This window comes from bacterium (assembly GCA_024742285.1).
Classification (GTDB): Bacteria; Myxococcota_A; UBA9160; order UBA9160; family UBA4427; genus UBA4427.
This window is the reverse complement of sequence record JANSYR010000011.1, coordinates 219944-245950: the sequence shown is the minus strand read 5'-3', so window position 1 is coordinate 245950 and position 26007 is coordinate 219944. Positions and strand designations below refer to the sequence as shown.

The following is a 26007-nucleotide window of genomic DNA, read 5'->3' as shown; positions in this document are numbered from 1 at the left end:
GACGTGTCCGAACGAGCCCCTCGTTCTGGACGGCTTCCGGACCTTCGAGCACAGCCAGTACTGGCCGATGGACTTGAATCTGGTCGTGGGAAGAAGCCTCTTCGTCTACGGCTTCAATGAGGCCGAGCTCAGGCGAAGCGGCACGATGATGCCCTCTCAGGCCGTGAAACGGCAGATCCTGGAACGGAGGTTCGGCCGCCCGGACCCGCAGGCGACGCGGAAGCGGGTGGAGGAGCTGCTTCGAAGAGTGGTTCCGCTGGGTGGGCAGGTAGAGCTCCGAACCGACGAGCACCAGGCCTATCCGAGGGCGATGGCGCGTCTCACGGATCGGACGTTCGTTCATGGGCGGACGAGTTCGAAGGAAGCGAGGACGCCCGAGAACCCGCTCTTCCCGGTGAACCTGTCGGATCTGTTGATCCGGCACTGCAGTGCGAACCACAAGCGGGAGACAATCGCGTTCTCGAAGCGGCGGCAGTCGGCGCTGTACCGGATGGCGATCTGGGTGGTGTGGAGGAACTACATGAAGGACCGATCGGAGAACCGAAGGAAGGGCACACCAGCAGAGGCGTTGGGGATCACGAGGCGGGTGCTGGAACTGAAGGACGTGCTTCGTGAGCGGCTGTTCGCAGGTCGGATCGCTTCGGTCCGGGGCTGGCTGGCGGAGTGTTACTTCGGCCGGATCCGGACGCGGGCGATCGAGAACTGCCGAGAGCATCGGGCGAGGTTCGCGATCTAGAGAGATGGGACGGGAGGAGGCGTCTTCCGGATGGATTCGGCCAGAAGAGGCGCAATCGTCGGTCCACGTCTCAGCCCTCGAAGAAGCGCGCGGCGTACCTCGTATCCACATGCTCCCGTAGCTCGGCGATCCGGCCACTCTCCGAATCGAACTCAGCGACGAAGACGTAGCAATTGTCGTAGACCTCACCATCCTGGCGCGTGGCCCGCAGATTGGCCTCGAGCATCACGACGTCCGCTTCTCCCACGATCAATCCCGGCCGCCAGTCGACGCTCTCGGCCACGAAGCTCCGGTCGATCGCCCCGACCATCATGTCGGCGATGAGGGCGCCGCCGCGATGCATCCCCGCGACCGCTTCGGGCGCGCCCTTCGGAATCACCCAACGACCGTCCGGAAGGAAGATCCCCTCGATCGCTTCCCGGTCGCCCCCCTCGATCGCCGCGAGCAGATCGACGAGGACCTTCTTGTTCTCCGCTACACCCACCGAATTGCTCCTCTCGCAGCGCTCCGAGACGATCGGGGCCCCTCGAGATCGATCGACCCGGGCCTTGCCCTACGCCCCGGTCGAGACGTAGCGTAGTCGGACGGGCGGCGCGGCGCCTCGCTCCGCCGTAGGCGCCGATCCCGTCCGGACGAGGGAATGACCATGTCGACCGCAGCGAACGCTCCCCTGGAAGAGTCGGCCGCCGACCTCTACGACGTCGTCGTGATCGGCGCCGGCGTGAGCGGCATGTACGCCCTCCATCACCTTCGCGGCATGGGCCTCTCGGTCCGCGTCTACGACGGCGCGCCCCGGGTCGGCGGGACCTGGTGGCACAACCGCTATCCCGGTGCGCGCGTCGACGGCCCGAGCGCGCCCTTGTATGGCTACACCTTCTCGGACGAGCTCGTGAAGGAGTGGGACTGGTCTGAGTCCCAGTCTTCCCAGCCCGAAGTCCTGTCCTACCTCGAGCACTTCGCGGATCGCTTCGATCTCCGTCGCGACATCGAGCTCGAGACCTGGGTCGAAGGCGCGCGCTACGACGAAGCGGCGCAGCGCTGGACCGTCGAGCTCGGCGGTGGACGCCGGGTCTCCTGCCGATTCCTCATCTGCGCCGTCGGCGCCCTGTCCGCGCCGAACGAGCCCGATATCCCCGGGATCGAGGAGTTCGACGGCGAGTGCATCCACACCGGCGCCTGGCCCGAAGAGCCGGTCTCCTTCGCGGGCAAGCGGGTCGGCGTGATCGGAACCGGCTCGTCCGGCATCCAGGCGATCCCGGAGATCGCCAAGATGGCCGACCACGTGACGGTCTTCCAGCGCACGGCTCAGTACACCGTCCCCGCGCGCAACCGTCCCCTCTCTGCGGAGGAGCTCGCCGCCGTTCGCGAGAACTGGGAGCAGATCCGCGCGGGGATGACGGCCCCGCCGCCGCCGGACGCCCTCCTGCCCATGATGCCGGGCAACGGCCGCTCCTTCTTCGACGAGAGCCCCGAGGAGCGTCACGCGCTCTGGGAGCAGCTCTGGGCGAACGGCACCCTCGGCTTCGTCTACGGCAACTACAAGGAGCTGCTCGTCGACGAGGAGGTCAACCGCGAGGTCGGCGCGTTCCTGCGCGGCAAGATCCGCGAGATCGTTCGCGACCCCGCGACCGCGGACAAGCTGATGCCCGACCACTTCTATGGAACGAAGCGGCCGATCCTGGACGACGGCTACTACGACACGTACAACCGGGAGAACGTCTCCCTCGTCGACCTCCGCGAGGATCCGATCGAGTGCATGACGGCGACGGGCGTACGGACCGCCTCGGGCGAGCACCCGGTCGACCTCCTCGTCCTCGCAACCGGGTTCGACGCGATCAGCGGCTCGATGCTCCGGCTCGACCCCAAGGGCCGCGGCGGCGTCAGCCTGAGGGACAAGTGGGCCAGCCAGTTCCACAACTATCTGGGCTTGATGGTCAGCGACTTCCCGAACCTGTTCATGATCCACGGTCCGGGGACGCCCGGCGTGCTCTACCTGATGCCGCTCGGCGCGGAGCTCGAGACGGAGTGGATCGCCAACTGCCTGACCCACATGAGCGAACGGGGCATCGGCGAGGTCGAGCCGACCCACGAGGCGGAGCTCGACTGGGATCGGGAGGTCAACGACCTCGCAAACAGGACCCTCTTCCCGAAGACGGACTCCTGGTACACCGGCGCCAACATCGACGGCAAGTCGCGTCACTTCGCCGTGCACCTGGGCGGCCCGGCCTACTTCCACCGGATCGCCGAGATCGCCGACGAGGGCTACGGCGGCTTCGTCTTCACGCCGGCGATGGACGAGCGGGCGAAGGGCTGACCCGCCCCGGCTCAGGTCGGGTCAGGTCAAGTCCGGTCAGGAGCCTGGGACCAGCTCCTTCTGATCGTCCATCCCACCGAGCGTCCGTCGCATGTCCCGGGCGATCCAGGCGACCCATCCGGCGAATGCGACCCCCACGACGAGCGTCGGCAGCAAGAAGAGCGCCGCGGCCCAGAACGCGAGGAAGAGCAGCCAGCGCGCGTAGGCCGCCGCGAAACGCGAGGGGACCGAACCGACTCCTGGCGAGTACGCGAAGGACCGGAAGCCGAGGAACCAGCCGTTCGCCAGGATGGCGGCCAGGAATAGGAGCCGCGGCGGCGGCTTCTGATCGACCACGGGATCGTCGTCGTGCGTCGCATCACCTGCGGCGTCGCCGGCCTCCAGGGCCTGCTCGATTCGGCCCCACGCATGGGTGGCGGTCGGTCGAGCGAGCGTGCCGTTCAGGTTCTCGGCGGACGGGACGGAGCGCCAGCGATAGAGAACCCGTCCCTCGCGCGTCAGCGCCAGCACGCCCGGCTGGAAGAAGCCCTTCGGATGCTCGACCTCCCAATCGGCTCCGCGCCGGAGGAAGTCGAGGCTCCCGCGGTTCGCGTAGAGCGTGAGCCAGCCGCGCTCGCTGCAGGTCCGCGAAATCTCCTGGTGCGGATCTCCGACGTTCTCGAAGTCGAGCTCCCAGTGTTCGTGGGCCTGGTCGGCCAGGTGCTGCGGCTCACTCGTGACGGCGTAGACCTCGCCGCCCGCGGCCCGGATCTTCTCGACGATTCCTTCGTGCATGTAGCCCCGTAACTCGGCGCGACAGGGCGGTCACCAGAACCCTCGGTAGAAGAGAAGCACGACGAAGGCGTGTTGCGCGAGCTTCTCGTCGAGCCACCGGAGCCGGGGCCCGGGCGGGGGATCGAGCTCGGCCTGGCGTTTTCCGACCTGCGCCGCCGCTGCGCTCTCGGCGAAGTCGACCTCCCAGGCCTCGTCCGCGCCCCGCACGCGAAACGAGCGCTGCTCGCAACGATCTCCGCCGCACAGGATGAGGCGAAGCTCGTCCGATCCGTCGAGCGCTGCGTCGGCGTCGAGGATGCCCGTCACTTCGAACTCGGCGTCGGCCGCTTCCTCGGAGGCGTTGAACCAGGCGACCGCCGCGTCCACGCGCGGCTTCAGAGCGTCGGGAATGGTCTCGCTGACCTGCGGCATCACGGTCCTCGCGGCGTCGTGTTCGTCGCCGGAATAGCTCAGGGACGGCGGGCCGTCGAATGACGTTCCGTTCCGCGATCCCGAGTCGGCCCGCACGTCCGCAGGCAAGCCCGTCGGCGCGCGACAGCGCCTCCACCGCGACTCGGCGACCGGCGTCGCTCCCCGTTTCTAGTCGACCGGCGGGTCTGGCAGGAAATGCCCGTGCTCACGCTTTGCGCGCAGGTAGCACCGGTTGTGTGCGGAAGCCCCCTGCACGAGACCACGTCGAGACACCTCGAGGACCCCGAATCGCTCCAGGCTCCGCACCTTCAGCGGATTGTTCGTGAGGAGCTCGAAGGGTGCGTCGCGCAAGAGATGCACGATCACGGCCGCCGCCAGCCTGAAATCCCGCTGGTCGTCCCCGAACGCCAGCGCCCGGTTCGCGGCATAGGTATCGAGCCCCTCTTCCTGCAGCAGGTAGGCGGCGGCTTTGGACCACAGACCGATGCCCCTGCCCTCGTGGCTCGTCATGTAGACGAGCAGGCTGCCGGACGAAGCGTCGACCAGCTGGCGAATCGCACTCCGAAGCTGGGGTCCACAGTCACACCGGAGCGATCCCAGCGTGTCGCCCGTGAGGCACGCCGAATGAACCCGCACGAGGGGGCGGGATTGCTCGTCGTTGAGCTCGCCGAATTGCAGCACGCTGACTTCTTCGAAAGCCGCACCGCTCTTCCGTGACGAATCCACCGTCCGCCCGACGAACCAGCGTACCGTGGCTTCGATTACGCCGATCTCGATCGGCAACGAGACCGGGCCGACCATCTCCAGCTCGGCCCCTGAGTCCGAAGGAGCCACCCCCTCGTGATCCGTCGGCTGGGGCACGGAGATCCGCTGAACCCGCCCCGACGAGCGGAGCTGGTCCAGCGCGGGGGAACTCGTCATCGCCTCACGCGAGCCCCGAGAAATCGAGCTGCCCGGTGGTCATGAAGGCGTTGAAGCCCATGTCCACGTTCAGGTTGACGCCGTTCACGTATCCCGAAGCGTCCGAGCCGAGGAACGCGAGGGTCATCGCGATGTCCCGCGGCGTCGCGATCGTTCCGCCGATCTGGTCGATCGTCCAGTTCATGGTCTTCTCGGTCATCGTCTTGTTGAAGTCGGGCAGCAGCGGCGTGTCGATCGGCGCCGGGCAGACGCTGTTCGTGCGCACGTTCCGCTCGAGCGTCGCCCTGGCGCTCTTCATCGTATAGACCTGGACGCATTCCTTCGAGAAGGCATATCCGTCCCCGACCAGCTCGGCGTGGTCCCGGCACCAGCCGAAGAGCTCCTCGCTGCCCTCGATCGAGATGCAGTCGAGGACCTCTTGCAGATGACCCGGCCACTGACCACCCGCAATCGACGCCGTGTTGGCGATCGCGCCGCCCTCGCGAATCTTCGGGAGCAGTCCCTCCGAGAGCTGACGAAGACCGAGCCAGTTCACGGCCATCACGTCCTCGACCGGATGCGTCGCGGCGATGCCCGCGTTGTTGAAGAGGACGTCGACCGGGCCGTCGATGGCCTCGATCGCCGCCTGGACAGAGGAAGCCTTCCCCATGTTCGTCTCGATGAAGCGATCAATCCGGCCCTCGGGCTCCTTGAGGTCGAGCGCGATGACCTCGGGACCGCCGAGCTCGGAGAGCACATCCAGCAACGCGGCACCGACGCCCGAGTACGCGCCCGTGACGACGATGCGCTTGTTGGAATAGTCGAAACAGTGGGACATCGATTCGAGACTCCGATTCGGGCCGACGTGGCCCTCAGTAGACGAGATCCGTTCGGGCTACGGCGGCGATCCGCTCGCCAGCCCGCATTGCTCCCGAAAGGTTGCGAGAGACCGGGCCGATCTCGAGTTCGGCGAGAGGACCGGTCACCAGGAGACGAGGATGCCATCGCAGACCGCGATCGACGACCGGATAGCCGCATTCCGCACAGGGAAGATCATGCTTCTCGATGGCGTCGTCGAGCCAGCCCTCCCCCGGGCGTCGGCGGGGAAAGCCCGTCGCCAGCAGGACACGATCGACGAGGATCGACCGGCCGCCGACTTCGAGGGACGGACGCCCCTCCGAAAGGGTCGCCGATTCGACTTCGACGCCTTCGAGATGTTCGATCCGCCCGTCCGCGCAGGCCATGCGAAGGGCGCTCTCGACGTCAGGGGGGATGGATCCGCGATGTCGCGCCTCGCCGATGCGGCGCCTGCGCTCATCCAGATCGCGAAGCCGCGAGAAGCCGGCCATGTACTTGGGCCCCTGCCACCCGGGGTCGCTGTCGAACTGATGGATGCGGAGGGGATGACGGGAGAGGAGGACCACGCGGCGTCCCTCCCGCGCGAGGCGAAGCGCCACCTGGGCGCCGGAGATCCCTGCGCCGACCACCGCGATCGCCTCGTCCTCCGGATCGTCCCGGAGATCGAAGCCCGGGTCGAAGACGTGCTGGATCGAGCCAGCATTCGACACGTCGACGTTCTCTCGCGAGAGTTGCATCGCCCACTCGGGCCACTCCGGTCGCTCCGGGGCGCCGAGCGCGAGAATGACCCGCTTCGCTTCGATCGACTCGTGCTCGCCCTCGGTCTCCATCCCGCGCACGCCGATCCGGACGAGTTCCTCCGTGATCTCGAGCGACTCCGCACGACCGCGCACGTGTAGATCCTCGAGTCCGAGTCTCGTGACGACCTCGTCGCAGTGTCGATCGAAGAGCTCGAGCGACGGACGCGAGTACGGTCGCGTGAAGGGCTGCGGAAACCGGCGGCCTCGTCCCGACTTCGAGAACCGTTGCAGCGATGCCGACGAGAGGTCGAGATGGTGGACCGCGGGCGAGCGCAGATACCGCATGCCCGTGTTCCGGGTACATCGTCGCCAGCGAGCCAGCAGGACCTCCTCGTCGTCGAGGATGCGGACTGCTTCGGTCGGAACGCCGGCTTCCCCCACGAGACGCGCGGCCGCGTGCACGCCGTGCGGCCCGCCTCCGATGATCAGCCAGTCGATCATCAGTGGAGTCCTGCGCCGGAGTGACCGGGGTGGGAAGTCACTCTGAGAGACGGCGTCGCCGCTTCGAACGACTCGAGCGCCTCGGTCTCCGAGAGAAGGCACGCGTCGAGCTCCGCGCGAACCCGCTCGACGTCGAGGTCGAGCCCCACGAAGGCGAGCTCCTGCCGCCGATCCCCGAACTGCGGATGCCAGCGTTCGAGAAGGCGCCGCCTCGCGGATTCGCATGTCGGCCAGGCCGAACCGCTCTGGCTCGCCCACCACCGGCCCGCGTCGAAGAGCCGGTGAACGGATCCCGCACACGAGTAGCCCATCGATTGATCCAGGCGGTTCGCGAGCCAGACGTTGCCCTTTCCGCGAACGAGCGAGCGGGGCGGATCGGCGAGCCACTCGCCGAAACGCTGGGCGTCGAAAGGCAGTGACCGACGATAGAGAAAACGATCGGATCGATCCGGCGAGACTCTCTCTGCTCGCAGGAGCGCGAGCCAGGGCGGCACGACCCGCGCCGACTCGCTGCGTCCGGGGGGAGCCTGCGTGACTTCGAGGAGCTCCTGACTCGCAGCGCCGTCGAGATGCATCAACGCGCCATCGGGGTTCAACGCTTCGAGGAGGCCTCGAACCGACGCACAAGAGGACGGGCGTCCAACCAGCAGGAGATGGGTCGCCGATTCGACCTGACCCGCCACGATGTCGGCGACCGTTCGGGCATCACGTGCGCTCCTTCCCCACCCGAGTGCCGAAATCGGATCCGCCGATTCCAGTTGGTCGCCCAGCGCGTCCGCGTCCACGACGGTCAGTACACCGCCAATCCGAGCGCCCGGACCGAAACGACGCTCCAGGAAGTCACACGTCTCCCAGTCCTCGACGACCTGCGAGTTCTCCGCATGGGGCGGGAGCAGCACCCCCGTCCGGGCGCACTCGGGCGACGACGAAGCCACGAGGCACGCCAGGGACGAGACCGGCAGATGTTCGCGGATGCGATCGAATCCCCGCACGACCTCGTCCGTCGGAAGTCCGGCGATCAGGTGGACGACCGGGGCGAGGCCCCCTTCACCATCGAGTCCACGACGGATGGCTGCGTTCGAGATCATGTGGATCGGACTCACTCGGGCCTACGCGCGTAGATTCAGACGGGGGGCGTCTTCCTCGTCATCGCCGGCCGCCGCATGCGAGTTCCCTTCGACGCGAGTCGATCTGCGGGAAATCGCCCCTGACCGCGCCGTGGCGGCCCCAGACGCGGCCGTCAGCTCCGCGCCGTCGACGAATCGGTCGCGCGGCTCGCGCCGAGCCGACGCGTGCCGTCCTCGTTGCCGCTACGCGGCGCGGGCGCCCTCGCCATGCCCTTCGCAGCGGTTCACTTCGACCGTCGCGTGCGCGATATCGACTGCCCCCTGCATCCGGCGCTTGTACTCAGCGGGGGCCCGCGGCGAATCCGACACGACGACCGCGATCACGGCGAGCCGACCGGGACCCACACGCCACGCGTGCAGGTCGGAGACGAGATCGTCCGAATCGCCTGAGATTGCCGCCCGGAGCGCGTCGAGAGTCGATTGCGGGACATCCCCGTCGAGCAGGATCGAGGATGTCTGCTGCACGAGACCGTAGGCCCAGCGCCCGATCACGAGCGACCCCACGACCCCCATCGCCGGATCCATCCAATGCCAGCCGAAGTACTTGCCGCAGACCAGCGCAAGGATCGCGGTCAGGGACGTGAGCGCATCCGCGAGGACGTGCAGATAAGCGGCCCTCAGATTGTGGTCGTGGTGGTGATGGCCGTCATGACCGTGGTCGTGCCCGTGATCGTGGCCGTCGCGCAGGAGCCAGGCCGACACCAGATTTACGATCAACCCGAGGATCGCGACGCCGATCGCCTGATCGAAGGAGATCTCGCGCGGATTCACGAACCGGCCGAACGACTCCCAGGCGATGGCCAGGGCGACGATGCCCAGCACGACCGCGCTCGTGTAGCCGCCGAGGATGCTCACCTTCCAGGTCCCGAACGAGTAGCGGCTGCTGTGTCGATGGCGCCGAGCGAACCCGTACGCGAAGGCCGTGATCCCGAGCGCGGACGCATGGCTCGCCATGTGCCAACCGTCGGCCAGGAGCGCCATCGAGCCGTAGGCCACGCCCGCCGAAATCTCGGCGACCATCATGGCCGCGGTCAGCGCGATCACCAGGCGGGTCTGGCGCTCGTTCCGTGCAAGACTCTCTCCGAGGTAGTCGTGATCGTGCTTCCAGGTCTCGGCGTTCGTTGCGTGCACCGTTCATCCGCCTCTCGATCGACGTGAGGATCGAGAGTGTAGGTGAACGCCGCCGCTCGCGGGCCAGAGAACGTGTAGGAGTCACGAATCCGGACCGCGGGAGCGATCCCGGAACCGGGTATCCTGATGGCGCCAACCGGGGCGGCCACGCCGGTGATCGGCTTCGTCGAGACGGTCGGGCGGTAACCTTCGGCGATGACGATGCGCCGCCGGCGAGCGATCCTCGAACGTGCTCGCTCTGGCCAACGAGGAGACAGATCGATGACGACGTCCGCGCCCCGGCCTGCCGGGGCGATCCTTGCCCTGGTCGCACTCACGGCGCTCGCAGGCTGCGCCTCGCATACGCCGCTTCCCGAGTGCGCCCCCGACGACGACACCACCCCGATCTGCGGCTTCCAGAATCCCGAGGACCTCGTGGGCCTCGACGACGGGTGGATGTTGATCAGCCAAATGGTGCTCGCCGACGAGCCCGGCAGCCTCGTCGCGTTCCGCCCGACCGACGGCGCCCGGAGCGTCGTGTGGCCGACCGACGAGACGGCCCTGGTGGGCGCCGGAAACGCTTCCTGCGCCCCGCCTTCCCTCGACGACTTCGCGCCCCACGGCATCGAATTGAGCCGCGACCGACGAACGCTGCTGGTCGTGAACCACGGCGGCCGCGAATCGATCGAGCGCTTCGCGATCGGCGAGCAGGACGGAGTCCCGACCCTCACCTGGACCGACTGCATCCTCTTCGAGCAGAACGTGATGCTCAACGACGTCGCCTCGCTCCCGGGCGGCGACTTCGTCGTCACGCAGATGGTCAGTCAGTCCTTGTTCTCGCCCCTCGCGCTCGTGCTCGGTCTCGACACGGGCCGCGTCTGGCACTGGTCGCGGTCGACCGGCATCCGGGCCATCCCGGATTCCGAGGGGAACGGCCCGAACGGGATCGTCACCTCCCAGGATGGCGAGACGCTCTACTTCTCCGAATGGGGGGCGCAGCAGCTCGTGCGTCTTGGTCTAGACGGAGGGAGTCGCCAGACGGCGCCCCTCGGCTTCCATCCCGACAACCTCAGCTGGACCGCGGACGGCCGCGTGCTCGTCGGCGGCCAGATCGCGGGTCCGATCGAAGCCACCGGTTGCTTCGAGCTCCTCGAAGGCGGCTGCAGCCTCCCCTCGGCCGTCTCGACGGTCGACCCGGAAACACTCGCGGTACGCCGGGTCTGGACCCACGACCCGGCCACAGCGGTCGGCGGCGTTTCCGCCGCCCTCGAGCGCGACGACGTGATCTGGCTCGGCGCCTTCGGAGGGGACCGGATCGGATGGATCCCGTGGAACTTGCCTGGCCCGGCTGGCGATCCACAATAGGCCCATGCAGCAATCCAACGATCCCGTGAAGTCCCGAGCCGAATCCCCGATGCGGCCTTTCCCCCTTCTCCACCTCATCGCACTCGCGGCGACCTGCCTGGGCCTGGCGTGCGCGACGGTTCCGCCCGCCGAGGCGCGACCGCTCCATATCCTCCTGACGAACGACGACGGCTACGGATCCACCGGGATCGAGACGCTCGAGGCGGCGCTGCGCGGCGCCGGCCACCGGGTCACGGTCGTCGCGCCCCAGGGCAACCGAAGCGGGAGCAGCGCCTCGATGACCTTCGGTGCCCTCCGCGTCGAGGAGCGCGCTCCCGGCGAGTACAGTGTCGACGCGACGCCCGCGACCTGCGCGTTGCTCGGCCTCTCGGCCTTCGCGGACCCCGATGACCCGTTCGACCTCCTGGTCTCGGGCACGAACGCCGGCGCCAACGCGGGCGCCGCCACGGGAATCTCGGGAACGGTCGGCGCCACCACGATCGCCGCGGGTCTGGGCTCGACGCCGGCGCTCGCCGTGAGCGCGAACGAGATCGGCAAGGAGGACGAGCCCCGCCACCGGAAGCACTTCGAAGACACCGCCGCCTGGGCCGTCGAGGTGATCGATCGACTGGTCCGGACCGCAGGGGACGGCCCGCTCCTGCCGGCTGGGACGCGGCTCAACCTGAACGCGCCCGCCGTTCCCTGGAACGAGATCAAGGGCGTTCGATTCGCGGTCCAGGGGCGCGGGATGCAGTTCGGGCTGGGCTTCGAGGAGAAGGCGCCGGGCGTCTACGCACCGGCCTTCCGTGCGCCGGAAGCGGTCGTGCGCGACGTGGACGACTCGGACGCGGTCGCGCTCTCCGAGGGGTACGCCTCGATCGTCCTCCTCGACGCGGACTACACCGCGCCCGCGCGCGAACGAGCCGCGATCGAGGCCAGGCTCGAAGACCTCTGACGCACGTTCACGGGCCGCTCGAGCGGATCAGAACTCGTCCTTGCGCTTGCGCGTCTCCGCGAAGACCGCGACGGGATCCGCGCCTTCCATGCCGATCGCGCGCTGGAAGGCCGGGTCGTCGGCGCGCAGGAACGGGTTCGTCGAATGCTCGACCCCGATCGTGGTGGGCACCGTGGCGAGGCCCTTGGCGCGCATCGCGTCGATCTCCTGGACGCGTCGGGTCAGATCGGCGTTCTCGGGATCCACGCTGAGCGCGAACCGCGCGTTCGCCTGGGTGTACTCGTGCGCGCAGTAGACCACGGTCTCCGGGGGCAGCGTCCTCAGTTTTCCGAGCGAGTCCCACATCTGCTCCGCCGTCCCTTCGAAGAGGCGGCCGCATCCCAGGGCGAACAGCGTGTCGCCCACGAACGCCACGGAATCCTCGGGCAGCCAGTAGGCGATGTGTCCCGCCGTGTGACCGGGGACGTCGAAGACGCGGACCTCGTGCGCCCCGAACGCGAACGTGCTGCCCTCGCCCAGCTCCGTCTCGATCCCCGGAACCCGGTCCCGCTCGTTCCGCGGGCCGAGAATCGCGCAGCCCGTCTTCTCCTGGAGCTCCTGGTTGCCGCCCGTGTGATCGGGATGCCAGTGTGTGTTCCAGATATGGGTCAGCGACCAGCCCTTCTCTTGGAGGGCAGCGAGCGTCGGCTCGACCTCCGGCGTATCGACGCACGCGGTCGATCCGGAGTCGGGATCGTGGACGAGAAAGCCGTAGTTGTCGGAGAGACATCCGAACTGGTGGATCTCGAGCATCGTGGCCGTTCCTCTCCGGGAATCGCGAATCGGTGGCCGAGGCTAGCAGCGCGCGCCAACGGATCCGCGGACGATCCGACCTCAACGCAGATCGAACGCAACCTCCGCCAGCTCACCCGTGAAGTCGAAAGGCGCCGTGTACGCGCGCGTCACCGGCGAGCCCCGATCGAGCCCCACGTCGAGGCCCTCCCAGATCAGCACGGGCGGCCCGTAGGGCAGACGCGCTTCGGCCACTTCGATGCCATCGACCTTCAGAGAGACGTCTCCGCCCAGGAACCGATACCGGCTCCAGAGCCCGCCGCGGAGGATCGCCTCGAACGTCCCGTCGTGCTGGAACTCCACCTCGATCTCGGTCGCGCCCTCCGGCAGGGGTGCGCTCGAACGGAGGACCGTCAGGTCCCCGAAGAGGTTGACCGCGAAATGCGCGCGATCGCCCTGGAGGTACAGCGAGTAGCCGGAGTAGATGTCGCCCATGGCGACGAGCACGCCCTGGTCGCCCTGCGCCCGCGAGAGCCGCGCGGTGATCGTCCACGAACGCATCGCCATGCGAGGCGCCTCGGCGAGGGTATTCAGGGGCCCCGCCCCGTCTTGCAGGCTGAATGTCTCGGGCTCGGGGCTCGTGAATCCGGCCCGGTCGTTGAACCACCGATCGTCGATCGGCAGGACGTCGTAGCGCGCCGCCGCCGCATCGAAGGCCTGCGAGAGCTCGACGACCTTCTCCGGATGGATCTCGGCCAGATCCTTCGACTCGGTCGGGTCTTCGTCGAGATGGTAGAGCTCCCACGGATAGTCCTCGTAGGACTCGCCGTCGGGGTGCCACGAGACCAGCTTCCAGCCCCGCGCGTAGATCGCCCGATTCCCCTCCATCTCGTAGTACTGCTCGAGCTTGCGGGTCGGCGCATCGGCATCGGCCAGGGAGTACGCGAAGCTCGTCCCCTCCATCGGCACGACCTCGCTCTCGGCGCGGGACGAGGGATGCTCGATCCCGAGCAGCTCGAGGACCGTCGGGGCGACGTCATTCACGTGGTGCATCTGCTTGCGTAGGCCGCCGGCCTCGATCCCTCCTCCGGGCCAGTGCACGACGAGCGGGGAGCGGACGCCGCCCCCGTGCACGCTCGCCTTGCTCAGCTTGAAGGGGGTATTGCTCGCCTGCATCCAGCCCAGGGGATAGTTCGGATAGGAGTCGGGTCCCCCGATGAGCGGCAGCTCGCGCATGCGCTGCTCGTGGGTCTCCCCGAACTGACTGAAGAAGCGCCCCTGGTTCGTCGTGCCGTTGGCAAAGGCTTCTCGACTCCCGCCGTTGTCGGACATCACGAGCAGGATCGTGTTCTCGAGCTCGCCGTGCTGGGAGAGCCAGCTGATCACCCGCCCCAGGTTCTGATCCATGTTGTCGAGGTACGCGGCGTGGTTCTCCTGGAGGCGTGTCGACACGCGTCGCTCCTCGTCGGAGAGCTCGTCGAAGGGAACGACGCCGGGGTAGTAGGGAGCGAGCGGCGCGTCCTCGGGAACGAGCCCCATCCCCTTCTGCCGCGCCAGGCGCTCCGCGCGCGACACGTCGTATCCTCGATCGAAGCGCCCGGCGTACTTCGCGCGGTCCTCGGGCTTCGTGTGGTGGGGCGCGTGGGCCGCTGGCGTCGAGTAGTAGAGGAAGAAGGGACGGTCCGGATCGTCCTGCCGCTGCGCCTCGAGCATCTCGAGCGCGCGGTCGGTCATCGCGTCGGGGAAGTAGTAGCTGCCGTCCGCCGGGGCCTCGACGGCCGTGGTCCCCTCCCAGAGATCGTGGGGGCCCCACTGGCTCGCGTGGGAGGCGAGGAATCCGTAGAAGTGGTCGAATCCGCGTCCGGTCGGCCACTCGTCGTAGGGCCCCGCCGCCGTTCGGTGGACCCCGTTCACGAGGTGCCACTTGCCGACCATGAGCGTCGCATAGCCCTCGGCGCGAAGGATTTCCGGCAGGGTCGTGATGTCCTCGTGGATCTCGCCGCGATAGCCGCGGAACTCGCGAGGGATGTCCGAGGCGTGACCGACGCCGGCGGAGTGATGATTCAGCCCGGTCAGGAGCGCGGCCCGGCTCGGTGAACAGACCCCCGTCACGGTGAAGTGCGTGTAGCGCAGGCCGTTCTCCGCCAGCCGATCGATGGTCGGCGTCTCGATCTCGGAGCCGTAGGCGCCGAGATCCGCGAAGCCGACGTCGTCCATGATGACGATCACGACGTTCGGCCGCTCCTGCGCCGCGCCGGCGATCCCTGCAAAGAGGAGCACGCAGGCCGCGATCGTCCCGCGGATCCCACCCGATCCCTTCTGGCCCGAGGCCCCCGGAGAGCGCCGACCACCCGTCCCCGTCCGCATGAATTCGCCAGCTCGATCGCCCATCCTTCGACTCCGTTCGTTCCTGCAGAACCCGCTTGGCGGGGACATGCCCGCCCACTCGATTCTCGAGACCCTGGCCAGGGTCCTGGGCGACCCGGAAGATCTCTGCGGCACCCTGCTCTACTCCGCTTGGAGCGCGCCAGGGGCTGGATGAAGCGCCGCCTACCGGCGATCATCGTAACCGAAGACGAGCCGCAGGAGGCCAGCACGCTGGTCTCTCGTTGGAGAGACGGCCATGCCCCTTCGCGACGACTACTCGGGTCCCTTCGACCCCGACCTCACCCTCGCCGACTTCTCGCGTTCGGCGCTCGTCAAGCTCGGCTACGAGTACCTGCTGATCGGTCATCTGCTCGATCGCTGCGGCCAGCCCCTCGTCGGGATGGAGCAAGGGACCGATGGCTTCGTACGATCGGGGATCGAGGAGTGGATGGGTGCGAGCCCGATCTACTCCAAGCGCATGCAACGCTTTCTCGGCTTCGAGGGCGACACCGTCGAGACGGTCTTCAAGGGATTGCAGCTCGAGGTCGGATCACCCCAGCAGTTCATGGACTTCCAGTTCCGCCTCGACTCGCCCGAGTACGGCGAGTTCTGGCTCTGTCATTGCGGGGCCCTTCTCGACATCGAGAAGACCGGCAACCAGAAGACCGTGAAGCTCATGTGCCACGACATCGAGGACCCCACCTTCGACGCCACCGCCGCCGCGACGAACCCGCGCATGGTCATGCGTCCGATCCACCGCCCGCCGCGAATCGACGACGACGTGCTCGGCGTCGTCGGGAACGGCGCCGGGCGCTATCCCCACTGCCGCTGGGCCGTCTACCTCTCGGAAGAGAGCCAGCCCTTCACGCATCACCCGAACCTCGAGGTGATGGCCGACCGCAAGCTCGCCACGATCGACCTCGTTCTTCCGGACGGGGACGCGGAGCCCGGCGGATGGACCGACTACACCCATGCCTTCGACCCGCACGCCCAGCTCCAGGACTTCTCCCACCGCGCCCTCGTCGGGATCAGTCAGGAGTTCTGCGTGCAGACGCTGCTGCTCATGCAGTCGTTCATCCTCTGCAACGGCCAGGCGCTCGGCGAGGAGAAGGGGATCCAGATGGGCGACCGGATGTGGGTGGGACACGCCGAGACGGCGGTGGAGCGCCTCCAGAACTACGCGGGCCTCGGGCTCGAAGGCGACGACCTCGAGACGATCGCGAAGGTCCTGCAGCTCCACCCGCACTTCCAGCCGCGCAGCTACGTCGATGCGCGGGTCGAGCTGGCGGATGCGAACACGATCCGCCTCGAAATCCGCGACTGCCCCGCGCTTCAGGAGGAGACCGAGCTGAGCTGGTTCCGTCAGCTCGGCCCGGAGCCCCATCCGGGGATCGAAGCGATGGTCCAGCACGTCAACCGTCGTGCCCGGGTCCGCGCGGCTTCGCCCGGTGATGCCAAGCTCGCCTGGGAGATCACGATCGACACGAAGGCCGAGCCCGCCCCGGAGCCGCCCGAGTTGGGAATCGCGCGCTTCACGGGCGGCTATACGTTCCGCTTCGAGGCACGCCGGGCGCTTCGCGGCCAGGCCTAGCGCCCGAATCGATCACGCCGCCTTCGAGGACCCGCCCTCACCTCTCGTCGCGGAACCAGGCGATCGTCCGCTCGAGCGCCTCGGCCTCGCCATAGATCGGCTTGTAGTCGAGATCGCGCCGGGCCTTGCTTCCGTCGAAGACGTGGTCGTGGCAGAGGAACCGGACGCTCGACCGGGTGAGCACCGGTGCGAAGGCGACCTTCTCCCGGACACGGGATCCTTCCGGCGCCAATCTCGAGAGGCCGCGAACGACCCATGCCGCCGCCTCCATCAGCGCCCCGACCCCGAAGAGAATCGAATACGGCATCCGCCTGGACTTCGGCGGAAGCCGATGTCCGAGCGCCTCGACGATCGGCTCCATGAAGTCGAGGAAGTTGATCGCTTCGCAGTCGTCGGTCAGGAAATACGCCTCGCCGCGGAGCGGGCTCTCGGGGGCGAGGAGCGCGCGAGCGGCGAGCACGTGCGCATGCGCCACGTTGCCGACGTAGACGTGCTGAAAGCGAGCCGTTCCGTCGCCGATCCGGAACGGCAGGCCGTCCTTCTCGAGCACGTCCAGCACGTTCGCCACGTGATAGGGGTCGCCTTCGCCGAAGAGACCGCACGGCCTAAGCGCACACGTCCGGAGCGTCGCGTCGTCGGCCGCGAGCACCTCTTGCTCCGCGACCGCCTTCGTCCGCGAATACTCGTTCGTGAACCGCGCGGGGTACGGGTGCCGTTCGTCGACACCGGAGAGCGGCTCGGTCCCGCAGACCACGTCCATCGAGCTCGTGTAGACGAGCCCCGCCACGCCCGCCTCGCGGCAGGCCCCGATCACCGTTCGCGTCCCGCCCACGTTCACGGCTTCGAGGGCTTCCCGCGTGGTGTGTCCCCAATCGACCTGCGAGGCGGCGTGCAGCACGACGTCGACGTCGCGGCAGGCGTCGACCACGGTCTCGTAGTCGACGATGTCCCCCACCCGGAACTCGACGTCCGGGAAGCGCTCGGGGTCGAGGGGGGCTCGATCGAGCACGCGAACCTCGACGTCCGGCAGCTTCGAGAACTCGCGCAGGATCGCGCGGCCGAGGAAGCCGGCCCCTCCGGTCAGCAGGACGCGGAGCGTGCCCGGAGCGCCATTGGCGGTCGTCATCGACGATTCTCCGAGGCCTTCTTCAGGCCGTGAGCGCAATCCGCGAACCCCTTGCCCATCGAGCCCCCGAAGAGAACGAGGACGAGTCCGGCGAGCCATCCGCTGAAGCGGTCCTCGGTCATGTAGTGGGTCCGGTGCGGGTCGACCTCGGTCAGGACCTGGACGCGCTCGGCATGAAGCAGGCGCCGGTGGCCGAGGACCAGCTCCCAGCCCAGGGTGTGGGGCGCGTTGCGCGTCACGCGCTCCCGCCACGGAATCGTCCAGTCGCCGAAGAGCCGGACGCGGAACCAGATCGGATCGCCGATCGAGAGGCCCGAGTCGGCCCTCGGCGTGAACGGGTTCCAGTCGCAGTAGCGGTCGAGGTCGCCTAGCACTTGCCAGACGGATTCGATCGGCGCATCGATCTCGATCTCGGCGCGAACGGAGTCTCGTGTCTTCACGCGCGCAAGGGTATCGCGGAGCCCATCCGAGAGAATGAGCGAATGGCGTCCGACCCGCGCGGCGAAGCCGGATTCGCCAGACGCGAGTCCGCCGAGAGTCCAGTCCTCGCCCTTCGTCAGTCGAATCGAACCGGAAGCCGATTCGGCCCGCGGAAGACCGGCACGATCCCGGACGTGATCCGAGCCTCACTCCCCTCGACCAGACGAAGGCGCGGCAGGCGCTCGAGCAGGACGCGAACCGCGACCTCCATCTCGGCGCGGGCAAGGTGGGCACCCAGACAGAAATGGGGTCCGCGCCCGAACGTGAGCGTCGCCTTCGGCCGGCGGCGGACGTCGAATCGGTCCGGGTCTTCGTACGCGGCCGGATCGCGGTTGCCCGCTAGGGTGGCGAAGATCAGGTTCGCGCCGGCCGGAATCGGGATGTCGCGCCAGACCACGTCCTTCGCGTTCCTCCGCGGCTGCAACGAGACCGGCGGCACCCACCGGATCGCCTCCTCCGCGGCCCAGCGGCACTCCTCGTTCAGGACGGAGCGGACGTACTCCAGCTGTTCCGGGTGGGTCAGCAAGGCGAAGAGCGTCGTTCCCAGACCGAGGAACGTCGTATCCGCCCCGGCCGGAAAGAGCAGGAGCAGGAAGTTCATGATCTCGTCGTTCGAGAGCCGTTCGCCCTCGATCTCCACGCTCGCGAGCTGGGAGAGCAGATCCTCTCCGGGCGCGACCCGACGTCGCTCGAGGACGGGCGTCACGAAGGCACGGAAGTCCATCGAGCACTGGACGGCCAGCTCGAAATTGTGCTGGATGTCCATCATCCCCATGGCCCAGCGCGCGACGTCGTCCTCGGACTCGAGGGGCAGACCGAGGAGACGGAGGATGATCTTGATCGGATAGACCTTCGTGAAGGAAGCGACCAGATCGGTCTTGCCGGCGGCCTCGAAGCGATCGATGAGTTCGTGGGCGACCGGCTCGAGCAGGGGCGGTACCACTTCGGCGACGTTCTTCGCGCGGAAGTAGGGAGAGACCAGGGCGCGGTTGCGGCGGTGCTCGGTGCCTTCCATGCACTGGATGTTGCGGCCCAGAACGTCGGTCACGGTCGTGCCGTAGAAGGCAGCCGAGGGAAATGTCTCTTCGTCCCGGAAGGCCGCGTCCACCAGCTCGTAGCTGGTGAACATCAGCGCCGGCTGCCCCCAGGCCTTCACCCAGGCCGCGGGTCGCGTCTCGCGGTGGCGCCTCAGCTGGTCGACGAGATCGGGCCGATCCGCCTCGAAGTAGTCGAAGTCCTCGTCGAGCTGAGCGGGGTACTGGATCGTCACGCGAACACCTCCTCCCCAACGACTCCATGATGTGTCAGACGGCGTCCCGGAAGCAAGGGCGGTGGAACGGTCTCTCGGCAGCGTCACACCGCCACGCTAACCTGCCGCGAATGCCTCCTGAGACCGTCGACATCACCGGATTGACGTCGGGTGACGAGCGTGCGCTCGACCGCGTCGCTCGAGACGTCGAGGCGCCCAGTCGTTCCCTCGGCATGTTCCACATCGTCGGCCACGACCGGAGCGAGGCGGACCTGGCGCGCTTCGAGGCCGCGATGCACGCCCTTTTCGCGCTTCCGGAGCCGGTGAAGCGCAGCATCCGCCGCTCCCGAGACAACGCCTGGGGCTACTACGACGAAGAGCTGACCAAGAATCGGCCCGACTGGAAGGAAGTCTTCGACTACGGCGCCGAGCCCGATCCGGATCGAGCGACGCCCGTCCACAGCGATGGCACGAATCGCTGGCCGCCCGGCGAGCCCGCGATCCGGGACGCCCTCGTCGCCCATCATGCGGCCGCTCTCCAGCTCGGCCGACATCTCCTCCGCGCGCTCTCGGTGAGCCTCGGCTTCGCGCCGGATCGGCTCGCGGCCTACTTCGATGGCGACTCGAGCTTCGTCCGCCTGAACCGCTACCCGGTCTGCGCCGCGCCGGCCTCGCCGGACGCCCCGCCGCTTCCCGACTCGGGCCACCTCGGCGTCCACCCCCACAGCGACGCCGGCGCGCTCACGATCCTGTTCCAGGACCACGTCGCGAGCCTCCAGGTCGAGATCGGGAATCGCTTCGAGCTCGTGGAACCCGTCCCCGGAGCGTTGACCGTGAACCTCGGCGACATGCTTCGGGTCTGGAGCAACGACCGCTACCGATCGCCGGTCCACCGCGTCCTCGCCCGGCGCGACCAGGAGCGGTTCAGCTCGCCCTTCTTCTACAACCCCCGGTACGACACCGTCTGCGAGCCGATCCTGGCGGACCACTCGAGCGAGCGTCCGCGCTTCCGACCCGTGTCCTGGGCGCATTTCCGGGACCAGCGCTCGGCGGGCGATTTCGCCGACTACGGAGCGGAGATCCAGGTCGACGACTATCGGGTCGCCTGACGCAGCAGAGCCGTGCCAGGCGCGGGTCGCCTGACGCAGAAGAGCCCCGCCAGGCGCTCGCCGGACAGGGCTCTTCGTACTCGTCGTAGATGGAGAGTGCGGCCAGATCTGAGCTGGCCCTCCTTACACACGCACCACGCCCCCTACTGAGGCAGGGTATGGCTGGCTCCGCCGGTGAACGGGATCAGCGACAGACCCGGGACGACCACGCCCCGGTTGTTGATGTTGCGGAGGCACGGGTTCCGGCCGCCGCAGTTCTGCCCGCCGCCGTTCCAGTTTCCCCCGATCACGAAGCTGGCCGTGCTGGCGTGATGGCTGACGTTTCCTTCGAGGTGGACGAGCACGACGTCGATGCCGTTCCCCGCGACGGAGTCGTCGATGTTGATGTCCGCGATCTTCCGCGACCCATGCTGATAGAAGTCGTTCCGAAGGATGAACATGTTGTCGATGTCGTCCTGCTCGTCCAGACCCGCCGTCGTATCGATCCAGAAATTGGTGAAGCCCTGCCCGCTCCCCTCGAAGACGTTGTTCACGAGGAGCGTGGCCGTCGAGCCGTAGTGGTATCGCTGTGGGGGCTTGCCGGTCGGGTAGACCCTGAAGTGACTGTCGACGATCATCACACGGTCCGTGTTCTGCATCCGCCAGACGTACTCGTCATTGCCCGTCCCGTTGACGAACTCGGACCAGGCGTCGAAGTTCGCGACGATGAGCGACGACGTCCCCCCTCTCGGCGCATGGTTGGTGAGACCACAGGCCGTCGTCGCATGACAGGTCGAGTTCACGATCGCCATGCGTGCACAGTTGAAGCCGGTGACGCAGGTCAGGAAGCTGTTCCGGTTGGGCGTCCCGCGATCGATCAGGATCATGTTGACGTTGTCGATGAGCAGGTCGTTGACGCCTGCGTTCTGAACTCGCCCTCGAACGATGTTTCCGCCCGTGACCTTCATGCGCTCGGCCCCACCGCCCATGGTGACGCCGCCGGTCAGGACGGTTCCGTCGGCCATCTCGATCCACTGATCGGACCGGTCGAACGTGAACGGGCCCGAGTAGTTGCCCGCCGGAACGATGATGTGCTCGCCGGGGCGGTCCAGGCATGAGTTCAGCGAAGACGAACTCCCCGCCGCGACCACGCAGGGGGTGTCGTCATAGACCGGAGGCCGGGGCCACTCGGGGCGCTGGACACCGTTGTCGTCGAAGGCGAGCACCATGTCCGCTTCGTAGGGCGTCAGGTCATAAGGCGCGCCGCCCGGCACGGTCGTCCCCTCCGCGAGGAGTTCCGGCGGCGGATAGGTCCCCTGCGCAAGAGCTGCGGCAGGCAGACAACACGCGACCAGAAGCGCGAGCAACGCCGGCCAGGCGCCATCCTTCGGCCATCGATGAGACATGGACTCTCTCTCCCCGTTCGATTCATCCATTCGGATGCGTCGGCTGCGTGGTCTATCGGCCAGGCCCGCGTGTTCGCTGGTGACCCCCGTCACCGCGAGAACTTGACGCTCGCTCCCCCACCGGCCAACCCTCGACGCGTGCCGCGAAGCGCCCACGAGGACCGCGAGGAGCCGCTCGGCCCCGGCCACTCGAAACCCACGATCCCGCCCCCCGCGCGCCGGGTCGGAATCGCGAACCCGGCAGCGCTCCCAGCGTAGGATGCTCGGCGGCATGACGCCTCTTTTCTGCTCCCGATGGTCGATCGCACCGCCGAGAGCGCTTCCGGGATGGAGTCGCGCGCGCTCCCCCCCCACGACGGGGTCGGACGCACCCCGCCCGCGCCCGCCCGACGCGACGCGCTTCGCTGAAATCGGGCCCTGTGTGAACCCCCCGACAGTCCCGCCGTGTGGCGTCCACAAGAATGACGACATGGACGCATCGCACGCCGCGATGCCAGGCACGCAGCAGGAGTGAGGACATGGCATTTCAGCAGGGGCGGTCTCGCGGTAAGGCAAGTCGGGGAAGTCGGGGACGAAAGAGCGCGGGACTGATCGCGGCGATGGCGGCCTTCGCGGCGGCGCCCTCAGCCTATTCGGCCGTCTACGTCGTAGACGACGCGTCGGACGGCGGCGATCTCAATCCGGCCGACGGAATCTGCTCGACGTCGTCGGGCACGTGCACGCTGCGCGCAGCGATCCAGCAGGCGAACCAGAACCCCGGCCACGACGTGGTCGAGCTCCCCGCCGGGGTCTACTCGATCGGGATCGGGGGCCAGTTCGAGGATGCGGGGGCCACCGGCGACTTCGACATCACGGACTCCCTCACGATCCAGGGAGCGGGGATCCCCTCCTCGATCGTCGATGCGGAGCATCTCGATCGCGTATTCGACATCCATCCCGGCACGGGCCCGGTCGCCTTCGAGCACATGACGATCCGCCACGGCTTCGTCTTGATGGAAGGCGATCTCTTCGAACTCTCCTACGACGACGAGTATGCCGGCGGCGGGATCCGCGCCTTCGGCGAGGACGTCACCCTCGACGGGATCCTGCTGACGCGGAATGACGCGAACGACGGTGGCGGCCTCGCGGCCGACCACGGCGTCACGGTGCTCGAGTCCCGAATCCACCAGAACGACGCGTTCCGCAACGGAGGCGGCGTCTTCACGAAGAGCTTCGACGCCTCCCTCGTCTTCGAGGACTCGGTCCTCTGGTCGAACGTGGCCGGCGTCCGGGGTGGCGGCATGAAGGGTGTGGGTGACGCGACCTTCCGAAGAAGTGCGTTCTTCGGAAACCAGGCCGGAGAGAACGGCGGCGGATTCCAGTCCAACACGGGGTACATCCCCGAGCACGCGTGGAACTTCGAGAACGTGACCTTCGCGGGGAACCAGGCCGGCCAGTCGGGCGGCGCGATCTCCGTCTCGGGGAGCTTCTACGCCCGGAACGTGACCATCGCGAGCAACTACGCCGGGTTCTCCGGCGGCGGGCTTCACAGCTTCTCGGTCGTGGTCGACGACGACCTGGTCCACGTCGAGAACAGCATCCTCGCGCACAACGTGGCGCCGACCGGCCCCGACTGTCGGGGCGCGATCCAGTCCGAGGGCTTCAACCTCGTGCACGACCGATCGGATTGCGGATGGACGGCCACGCCGACGGATCTGGCCGATGGGACCAATCCGCTCCTCGGGTCGCTGCAGTTCCTGCAGACCCACTTCTTCCCGATCTCCCACAGCAGCCCGGCGAAGGACGCGTCGCCGACCTGCACGAACGAAGACCAGCGCGGGATCGCCCGCCCGCAGGGCGCGGCCTGCGATCTCGGCGCCTACGAGCTCGAGTTCGACCCGGAGGCGCCGGTCGCGATCGACGACCACTACCAGTCGGCGACCCCCGGTCCGATCACCGTGCCCGCGCCCGGCCTGCTGGCGAACGACTCGGACCCGAACGGCGACCCGCTCGCCGCGAAGCTCCAGGCCGTCGCCCCGAACCAGGGCTCGGCGACGGTCAACGCCGACGGCAGCTTCACCTTCGTGCCGGCCGGCCTGAATGCGGCGACGCGCACCTTCACGTACCGGGCGACCGACGGCACCCACGAATCGAATACCGCGACGGTCAGCATCACGAGTGGCCGCATCGATCCGCCGTGGACCCTCTTCGAGGTTCCAGAGCTGCCCTGGCTCGATCCCGGTCCCTACCGCTTCGACTGTCTGGCGCTCTGGGACGACGGCACGATCGCGACCCAGGCCTTCGGTGCCGGCGAGTGGCACACGCAGCGCCGCTCGCGAGCCGCCCGCGCGTCCGAGACGACCGCGATCGAAGCCCAGCTCACGGGATCCGCGTCGCGGGCCGTGTACGACATCGAGGCGACCTTCGACGAGCGGTCCCTCCAGGCGACCCTCGTCGGTCCCGACGGGGAGCGGTTCGAGGTTCGGGGCTACGAGAACGAGCGCTGCAACGTGCTCCTCGGCGCGGAGGTCGAGGGGGGGCAGCGCTAGACGCCCACACGGAGCAAGAACGGACGGATCGGGTCCGCAGGAGAGAGGCCGTTCCACGCAGTGGGGCGGCCTTTCTCGTCGTCCGGGCGTGGGAGGAGTCGCTCGCACGTAGGCGGTCGATCCAGCGAGTCGCAGGGAAGCGGAAGCCCCGTGCTCGGCCCCTCCGATCCCGTGCATCTCTGACACTCCAGCCCCGGCCGAAAGGCGATCGTCTCTTCCCGCTTCGTTCACCCGCTCGTCACGCCGATGTGGGATCATGGACGGGGATCGGACCGGGAGTGTCTCGTGATCACACGTCGAAGACTGCTCGGGCAGACCGCGCGCACGATGGCGGCGGTCGGCCTTGCGACGGCCGGCGATTGGATCTCGCCGAGCTTCGCGCGCGCCATGGGCGGCGCGGACGACTTCGGACCGCTGCAGCCCCCCGACGGCAGCGGCCTGGCCCTCCCGGAGGGCTTCACCTCCCGGATCGTCGCCACGACCGGGAGCCCCGTCGGCCCCACGTCGCACGTCTGGCATCCGAATCCCGATGGCGGCGCGGTCTTCGCGCATCCCGACGGCGGCTGGATCTACGTCTCGAACGACGAGAGCAGCGGCACGGGTGGCGGCGTCGGGGCGATCCGATTCGCGGCCGACGGCACGATCGTCGACGCCTACTCGATCCTCACGGGCACCACGCGCAACTGCGCGGGCGGCCCCACGCCGTGGAACACCTGGCTCTCGTGCGAGGAATTCAACGCCGGCCGCGTCTACGAATGCGACCCCTATTCGCCCGGCTCGCAGGGCACGCTCGTCCCCGGCCTCGGCACCTTCAATCACGAGGCCGTCGCGGTCGACGATCTCGGCCAGCGTGTCTACCTGACCGAGGATCGCCGCGACGGGCTCTTCTATCGCATGACGCCGACGGCGTATCCCGATCTCTCGACCGGCGTGATGGAAGCCGCGGAGATCCTCGACCCCGGTGGTCAGGGACCGATCGCCGCCGGTCAGACGCGTCCCCTCGCCTGGCATGTCGTCCCCGAACCCAACCCGGCGGGCGGCGGGATCATCAGCGCGACCCACATGCCCATCGAAGCACGCGCGACGCGCTACCAGGCACCGAACGCGACGGTCTTCGACGGGGGTGAAGGCTGCTGGATCAACGACGAGCGCGAGGTCTACTTCTCGAGCAAAGGCGATCACCGCGTCTACAAGGTCGACGTACCGAACGACACGATCACCCTGGTCTACGAGCTCGCGAGCTCGTCGATGCGCGAGCTCCGCAATCCCGACAACGTCTACGCCGGTCCCAACGGCGATGTCTACGTCGCCGAGGATCCCGGCGATCTGCAGATCGTCGCCCTCACGCCGACCGGCGGCGTGGTGCCGATCGTCGAAGTCACGGGACAGACGGGCACCGAGATCACGGGGCCGGCCCTCGATCCGAGCGGCACGCGGCTCTATTTCAGCAGCCAGCGGAATCCCGGGACGACCTACGAGGTGACGGGGCCCTTCCTCGGTATGCCCGAGGTCCCTTCCATGGGGAGCTCAGGGCGCGGCGCCCTCCTCGGCCTGATGGCCTGGCTTTCCGCGCGGCGCGTGCTCGGCTGACGAGGGTCTGGGGGCCGAGGGGCTGAATCGGATTCGAGCGG

22 protein-coding genes are annotated in these 26007 nt (G+C 68.0%); 8 read left to right on the top strand and 14 right to left on the bottom strand.

Annotated elements, in window-relative coordinates:
- Window positions 1–736 (top strand): hypothetical protein (locus tag NXI30_19900; GenBank protein ID MCR9096495.1); only part of this gene is annotated, 736 nt, incomplete at its 5' end.
- A 70-nt stretch (window positions 737–806) separates the two neighbouring features.
- On the opposite strand, the gene NXI30_19895 is transcribed toward NXI30_19900, so the two are convergent.
- The gene (locus NXI30_19895; GenBank protein ID MCR9096494.1) at window positions 807–1220 is read right to left on the bottom strand and encodes a nuclear transport factor 2 family protein; all 414 of its coding nucleotides are present in this window, start codon (window positions 1218–1220) and stop codon (window positions 807–809) included.
- 162 nt (window positions 1221–1382) lie between these two features.
- On the opposite strand from NXI30_19895, the gene NXI30_19890 reads away from it, so the two are divergent.
- A complete protein-coding gene (locus NXI30_19890; GenBank protein MCR9096493.1) occupies window positions 1383–3050 on the top strand; it encodes an NAD(P)/FAD-dependent oxidoreductase in 1668 nt (555 codons plus the stop codon).
- Between the two features lie 36 nt (window positions 3051–3086).
- Here the strand turns inward: NXI30_19890 and NXI30_19885 are convergent, their stop codons facing one another.
- The 7 genes from NXI30_19885 to dmeF form a co-directional block, all read right to left on the bottom strand.
- Window positions 3087–3824 (bottom strand): hypothetical protein, encoded by a 738-nt coding sequence (locus NXI30_19885; protein ID MCR9096492.1) that lies wholly within the window; start codon window positions 3822–3824, stop codon window positions 3087–3089.
- Window positions 3825–3854: 30 nt separating this feature from the next.
- Window positions 3855–4235 (bottom strand): hypothetical protein, encoded by a 381-nt coding sequence (locus tag NXI30_19880; protein ID MCR9096491.1) that lies wholly within the window; start codon window positions 4233–4235, stop codon window positions 3855–3857.
- 168 nt (window positions 4236–4403) lie between these two features.
- A complete protein-coding gene (locus NXI30_19875; protein ID MCR9096490.1) occupies window positions 4404–5036 on the bottom strand; it encodes a GTP cyclohydrolase II in 633 nt (210 codons plus the stop codon).
- A gap of 124 nt (window positions 5037–5160) precedes the next feature.
- Complete coding sequence (locus NXI30_19870) at window positions 5161–5973, bottom strand: coniferyl-alcohol dehydrogenase (GenBank protein ID MCR9096489.1); 813 nt, start codon at window positions 5971–5973, stop codon at window positions 5161–5163.
- Window positions 5974–6007: 34 nt separating this feature from the next.
- Entirely contained in the window at window positions 6008–7234 is a 1227-nt protein-coding gene (locus tag NXI30_19865) for an FAD/NAD(P)-binding protein (protein MCR9096488.1), read from the bottom strand.
- Window positions 7234–8337 (bottom strand): GTP-binding protein, encoded by a 1104-nt coding sequence (locus tag NXI30_19860; protein ID MCR9096487.1) that lies wholly within the window; start codon window positions 8335–8337, stop codon window positions 7234–7236. Before NXI30_19860 ends, NXI30_19865 begins: the two co-directional genes overlap by 1 nt.
- Window positions 8338–8544: 207 nt before the next feature.
- Window positions 8545–9492, bottom strand: coding sequence for a CDF family Co(II)/Ni(II) efflux transporter DmeF (dmeF, locus tag NXI30_19855; protein MCR9096486.1), 948 nt, complete (start codon window positions 9490–9492; stop codon window positions 8545–8547).
- Between the two features lie 261 nt (window positions 9493–9753).
- Between dmeF and NXI30_19850 the strand changes: the two genes are divergently transcribed.
- On the top strand, window positions 9754–10836 hold the full coding sequence (locus NXI30_19850) for a hypothetical protein (protein ID MCR9096485.1): 1083 nt from the start codon (window positions 9754–9756) through the stop codon (window positions 10834–10836).
- 4 nt (window positions 10837–10840) lie between these two features.
- On the top strand, window positions 10841–11770 hold the full coding sequence (locus NXI30_19845) for a hypothetical protein (GenBank protein ID MCR9096484.1): 930 nt from the start codon (window positions 10841–10843) through the stop codon (window positions 11768–11770).
- Between the two features lie 27 nt (window positions 11771–11797).
- Here NXI30_19845 and gloB read toward each other — a convergent pair whose 3' ends face one another.
- Both gloB and NXI30_19835 read right to left on the bottom strand, forming a co-directional pair.
- Window positions 11798–12562: a hydroxyacylglutathione hydrolase gene (gene gloB, locus NXI30_19840; GenBank protein ID MCR9096483.1), complete on the bottom strand. Its 765-nt coding sequence runs from the start codon at window positions 12560–12562 to the stop codon at window positions 11798–11800.
- A gap of 81 nt (window positions 12563–12643) precedes the next feature.
- The gene (locus NXI30_19835; GenBank protein MCR9096482.1) at window positions 12644–14932 is read right to left on the bottom strand and encodes an arylsulfatase; all 2289 of its coding nucleotides are present in this window, start codon (window positions 14930–14932) and stop codon (window positions 12644–12646) included.
- A 232-nt stretch (window positions 14933–15164) separates the two neighbouring features.
- Here NXI30_19835 and NXI30_19830 point away from each other — a divergent pair, with 232 nt between their 5' ends.
- Complete coding sequence (locus NXI30_19830; GenBank protein MCR9096481.1) at window positions 15165–16499, top strand: hypothetical protein; 1335 nt, start codon at window positions 15165–15167, stop codon at window positions 16497–16499.
- A 37-nt stretch (window positions 16500–16536) separates the two neighbouring features.
- On the opposite strand, the gene NXI30_19825 is transcribed toward NXI30_19830, so the two are convergent.
- The 3 genes from NXI30_19825 to NXI30_19815 all read right to left on the bottom strand — a co-directional run bounded on the left by NXI30_19825 (window position 16537) and on the right by NXI30_19815 (window position 19375).
- On the bottom strand, window positions 16537–17625 hold the full coding sequence (locus NXI30_19825; protein MCR9096480.1) for an NAD-dependent epimerase/dehydratase family protein: 1089 nt from the start codon (window positions 17623–17625) through the stop codon (window positions 16537–16539).
- A complete protein-coding gene (locus tag NXI30_19820; protein ID MCR9096479.1) occupies window positions 17622–18065 on the bottom strand; it encodes an SRPBCC domain-containing protein in 444 nt (147 codons plus the stop codon). The genes NXI30_19825 and NXI30_19820 overlap by 4 nt, the downstream gene beginning before the upstream one ends.
- Window positions 18066–18181: 116 nt before the next feature.
- Window positions 18182–19375: a cytochrome P450 gene (locus tag NXI30_19815; GenBank protein ID MCR9096478.1), complete on the bottom strand. Its 1194-nt coding sequence runs from the start codon at window positions 19373–19375 to the stop codon at window positions 18182–18184.
- Window positions 19376–19485: 110 nt separating this feature from the next.
- Between NXI30_19815 and NXI30_19810 the strand changes: the two genes are divergently transcribed.
- Window positions 19486–20463: a hypothetical protein gene (locus NXI30_19810; GenBank protein ID MCR9096477.1), complete on the top strand. Its 978-nt coding sequence runs from the start codon at window positions 19486–19488 to the stop codon at window positions 20461–20463.
- A 143-nt stretch (window positions 20464–20606) separates the two neighbouring features.
- Here the strand turns inward: NXI30_19810 and NXI30_19805 are convergent, their stop codons facing one another.
- Window positions 20607–21848 carry a hypothetical protein gene (locus tag NXI30_19805; protein MCR9096476.1) on the bottom strand — a complete coding sequence of 414 codons (1242 nt, stop codon included), beginning with the start codon at window positions 21846–21848 and terminating at the stop codon, window positions 20607–20609.
- A gap of 599 nt (window positions 21849–22447) precedes the next feature.
- Here NXI30_19805 and NXI30_19800 point away from each other — a divergent pair.
- The gene (locus NXI30_19800; protein MCR9096475.1) at window positions 22448–24376 is read left to right on the top strand and encodes an Ig-like domain-containing protein; all 1929 of its coding nucleotides are present in this window, start codon (window positions 22448–22450) and stop codon (window positions 24374–24376) included.
- A gap of 285 nt (window positions 24377–24661) precedes the next feature.
- Window positions 24662–25966 (top strand): PhoX family protein, encoded by a 1305-nt coding sequence (locus NXI30_19795; GenBank protein ID MCR9096474.1) that lies wholly within the window; start codon window positions 24662–24664, stop codon window positions 25964–25966.
- The last annotated feature ends 41 nt before the right edge of the window (window positions 25967–26007 follow it).

What these genes read in the sequence shown, in the direction of transcription:
- NXI30_19890 (MCR9096493.1), top strand. Translation starts at nt 1,383, where the DNA reads ATGTCGACCGCAGCGAACGCTCCCCTGGAAGAGTCGGCCGCCGACCTC.
- NXI30_19885 (MCR9096492.1), bottom strand. Translation starts at nt 3,824, where the DNA reads ATGCACGAAGGAATCGTCGAGAAGATCCGGGCCGCGGGCGGCGAGGTC.
- NXI30_19880 (MCR9096491.1), bottom strand. Translation starts at nt 4,235, where the DNA reads ATGCCGCAGGTCAGCGAGACCATTCCCGACGCTCTGAAGCCGCGCGTG.
- NXI30_19875 (MCR9096490.1), bottom strand. Translation starts at nt 5,036, where the DNA reads ATGGTCGGCCCGGTCTCGTTGCCGATCGAGATCGGCGTAATCGAAGCC.
- NXI30_19870 (MCR9096489.1), bottom strand. Translation starts at nt 5,973, where the DNA reads ATGTCCCACTGTTTCGACTATTCCAACAAGCGCATCGTCGTCACGGGC.
- NXI30_19865 (MCR9096488.1), bottom strand. Translation starts at nt 7,234, where the DNA reads ATGATCGACTGGCTGATCATCGGAGGCGGGCCGCACGGCGTGCACGCG.
- NXI30_19850 (MCR9096485.1), top strand. Translation starts at nt 9,754, where the DNA reads ATGACGACGTCCGCGCCCCGGCCTGCCGGGGCGATCCTTGCCCTGGTC.
- NXI30_19845 (MCR9096484.1), top strand. Translation starts at nt 10,841, where the DNA reads ATGCAGCAATCCAACGATCCCGTGAAGTCCCGAGCCGAATCCCCGATG.
- gloB (MCR9096483.1), bottom strand. Translation starts at nt 12,562, where the DNA reads ATGCTCGAGATCCACCAGTTCGGATGTCTCTCCGACAACTACGGCTTT.
- NXI30_19835 (MCR9096482.1), bottom strand. Translation starts at nt 14,932, where the DNA reads ATGGGCGATCGAGCTGGCGAATTCATGCGGACGGGGACGGGTGGTCGG.
- NXI30_19830 (MCR9096481.1), top strand. Translation starts at nt 15,165, where the DNA reads ATGCCCCTTCGCGACGACTACTCGGGTCCCTTCGACCCCGACCTCACC.
- NXI30_19825 (MCR9096480.1), bottom strand. Translation starts at nt 17,625, where the DNA reads ATGACGACCGCCAATGGCGCTCCGGGCACGCTCCGCGTCCTGCTGACC.
- NXI30_19810 (MCR9096477.1), top strand. Translation starts at nt 19,486, where the DNA reads ATGCCTCCTGAGACCGTCGACATCACCGGATTGACGTCGGGTGACGAG.
- NXI30_19805 (MCR9096476.1), bottom strand. Translation starts at nt 21,848, where the DNA reads ATGTCTCATCGATGGCCGAAGGATGGCGCCTGGCCGGCGTTGCTCGCG.
- NXI30_19800 (MCR9096475.1), top strand. Translation starts at nt 22,448, where the DNA reads ATGGCGGCCTTCGCGGCGGCGCCCTCAGCCTATTCGGCCGTCTACGTC.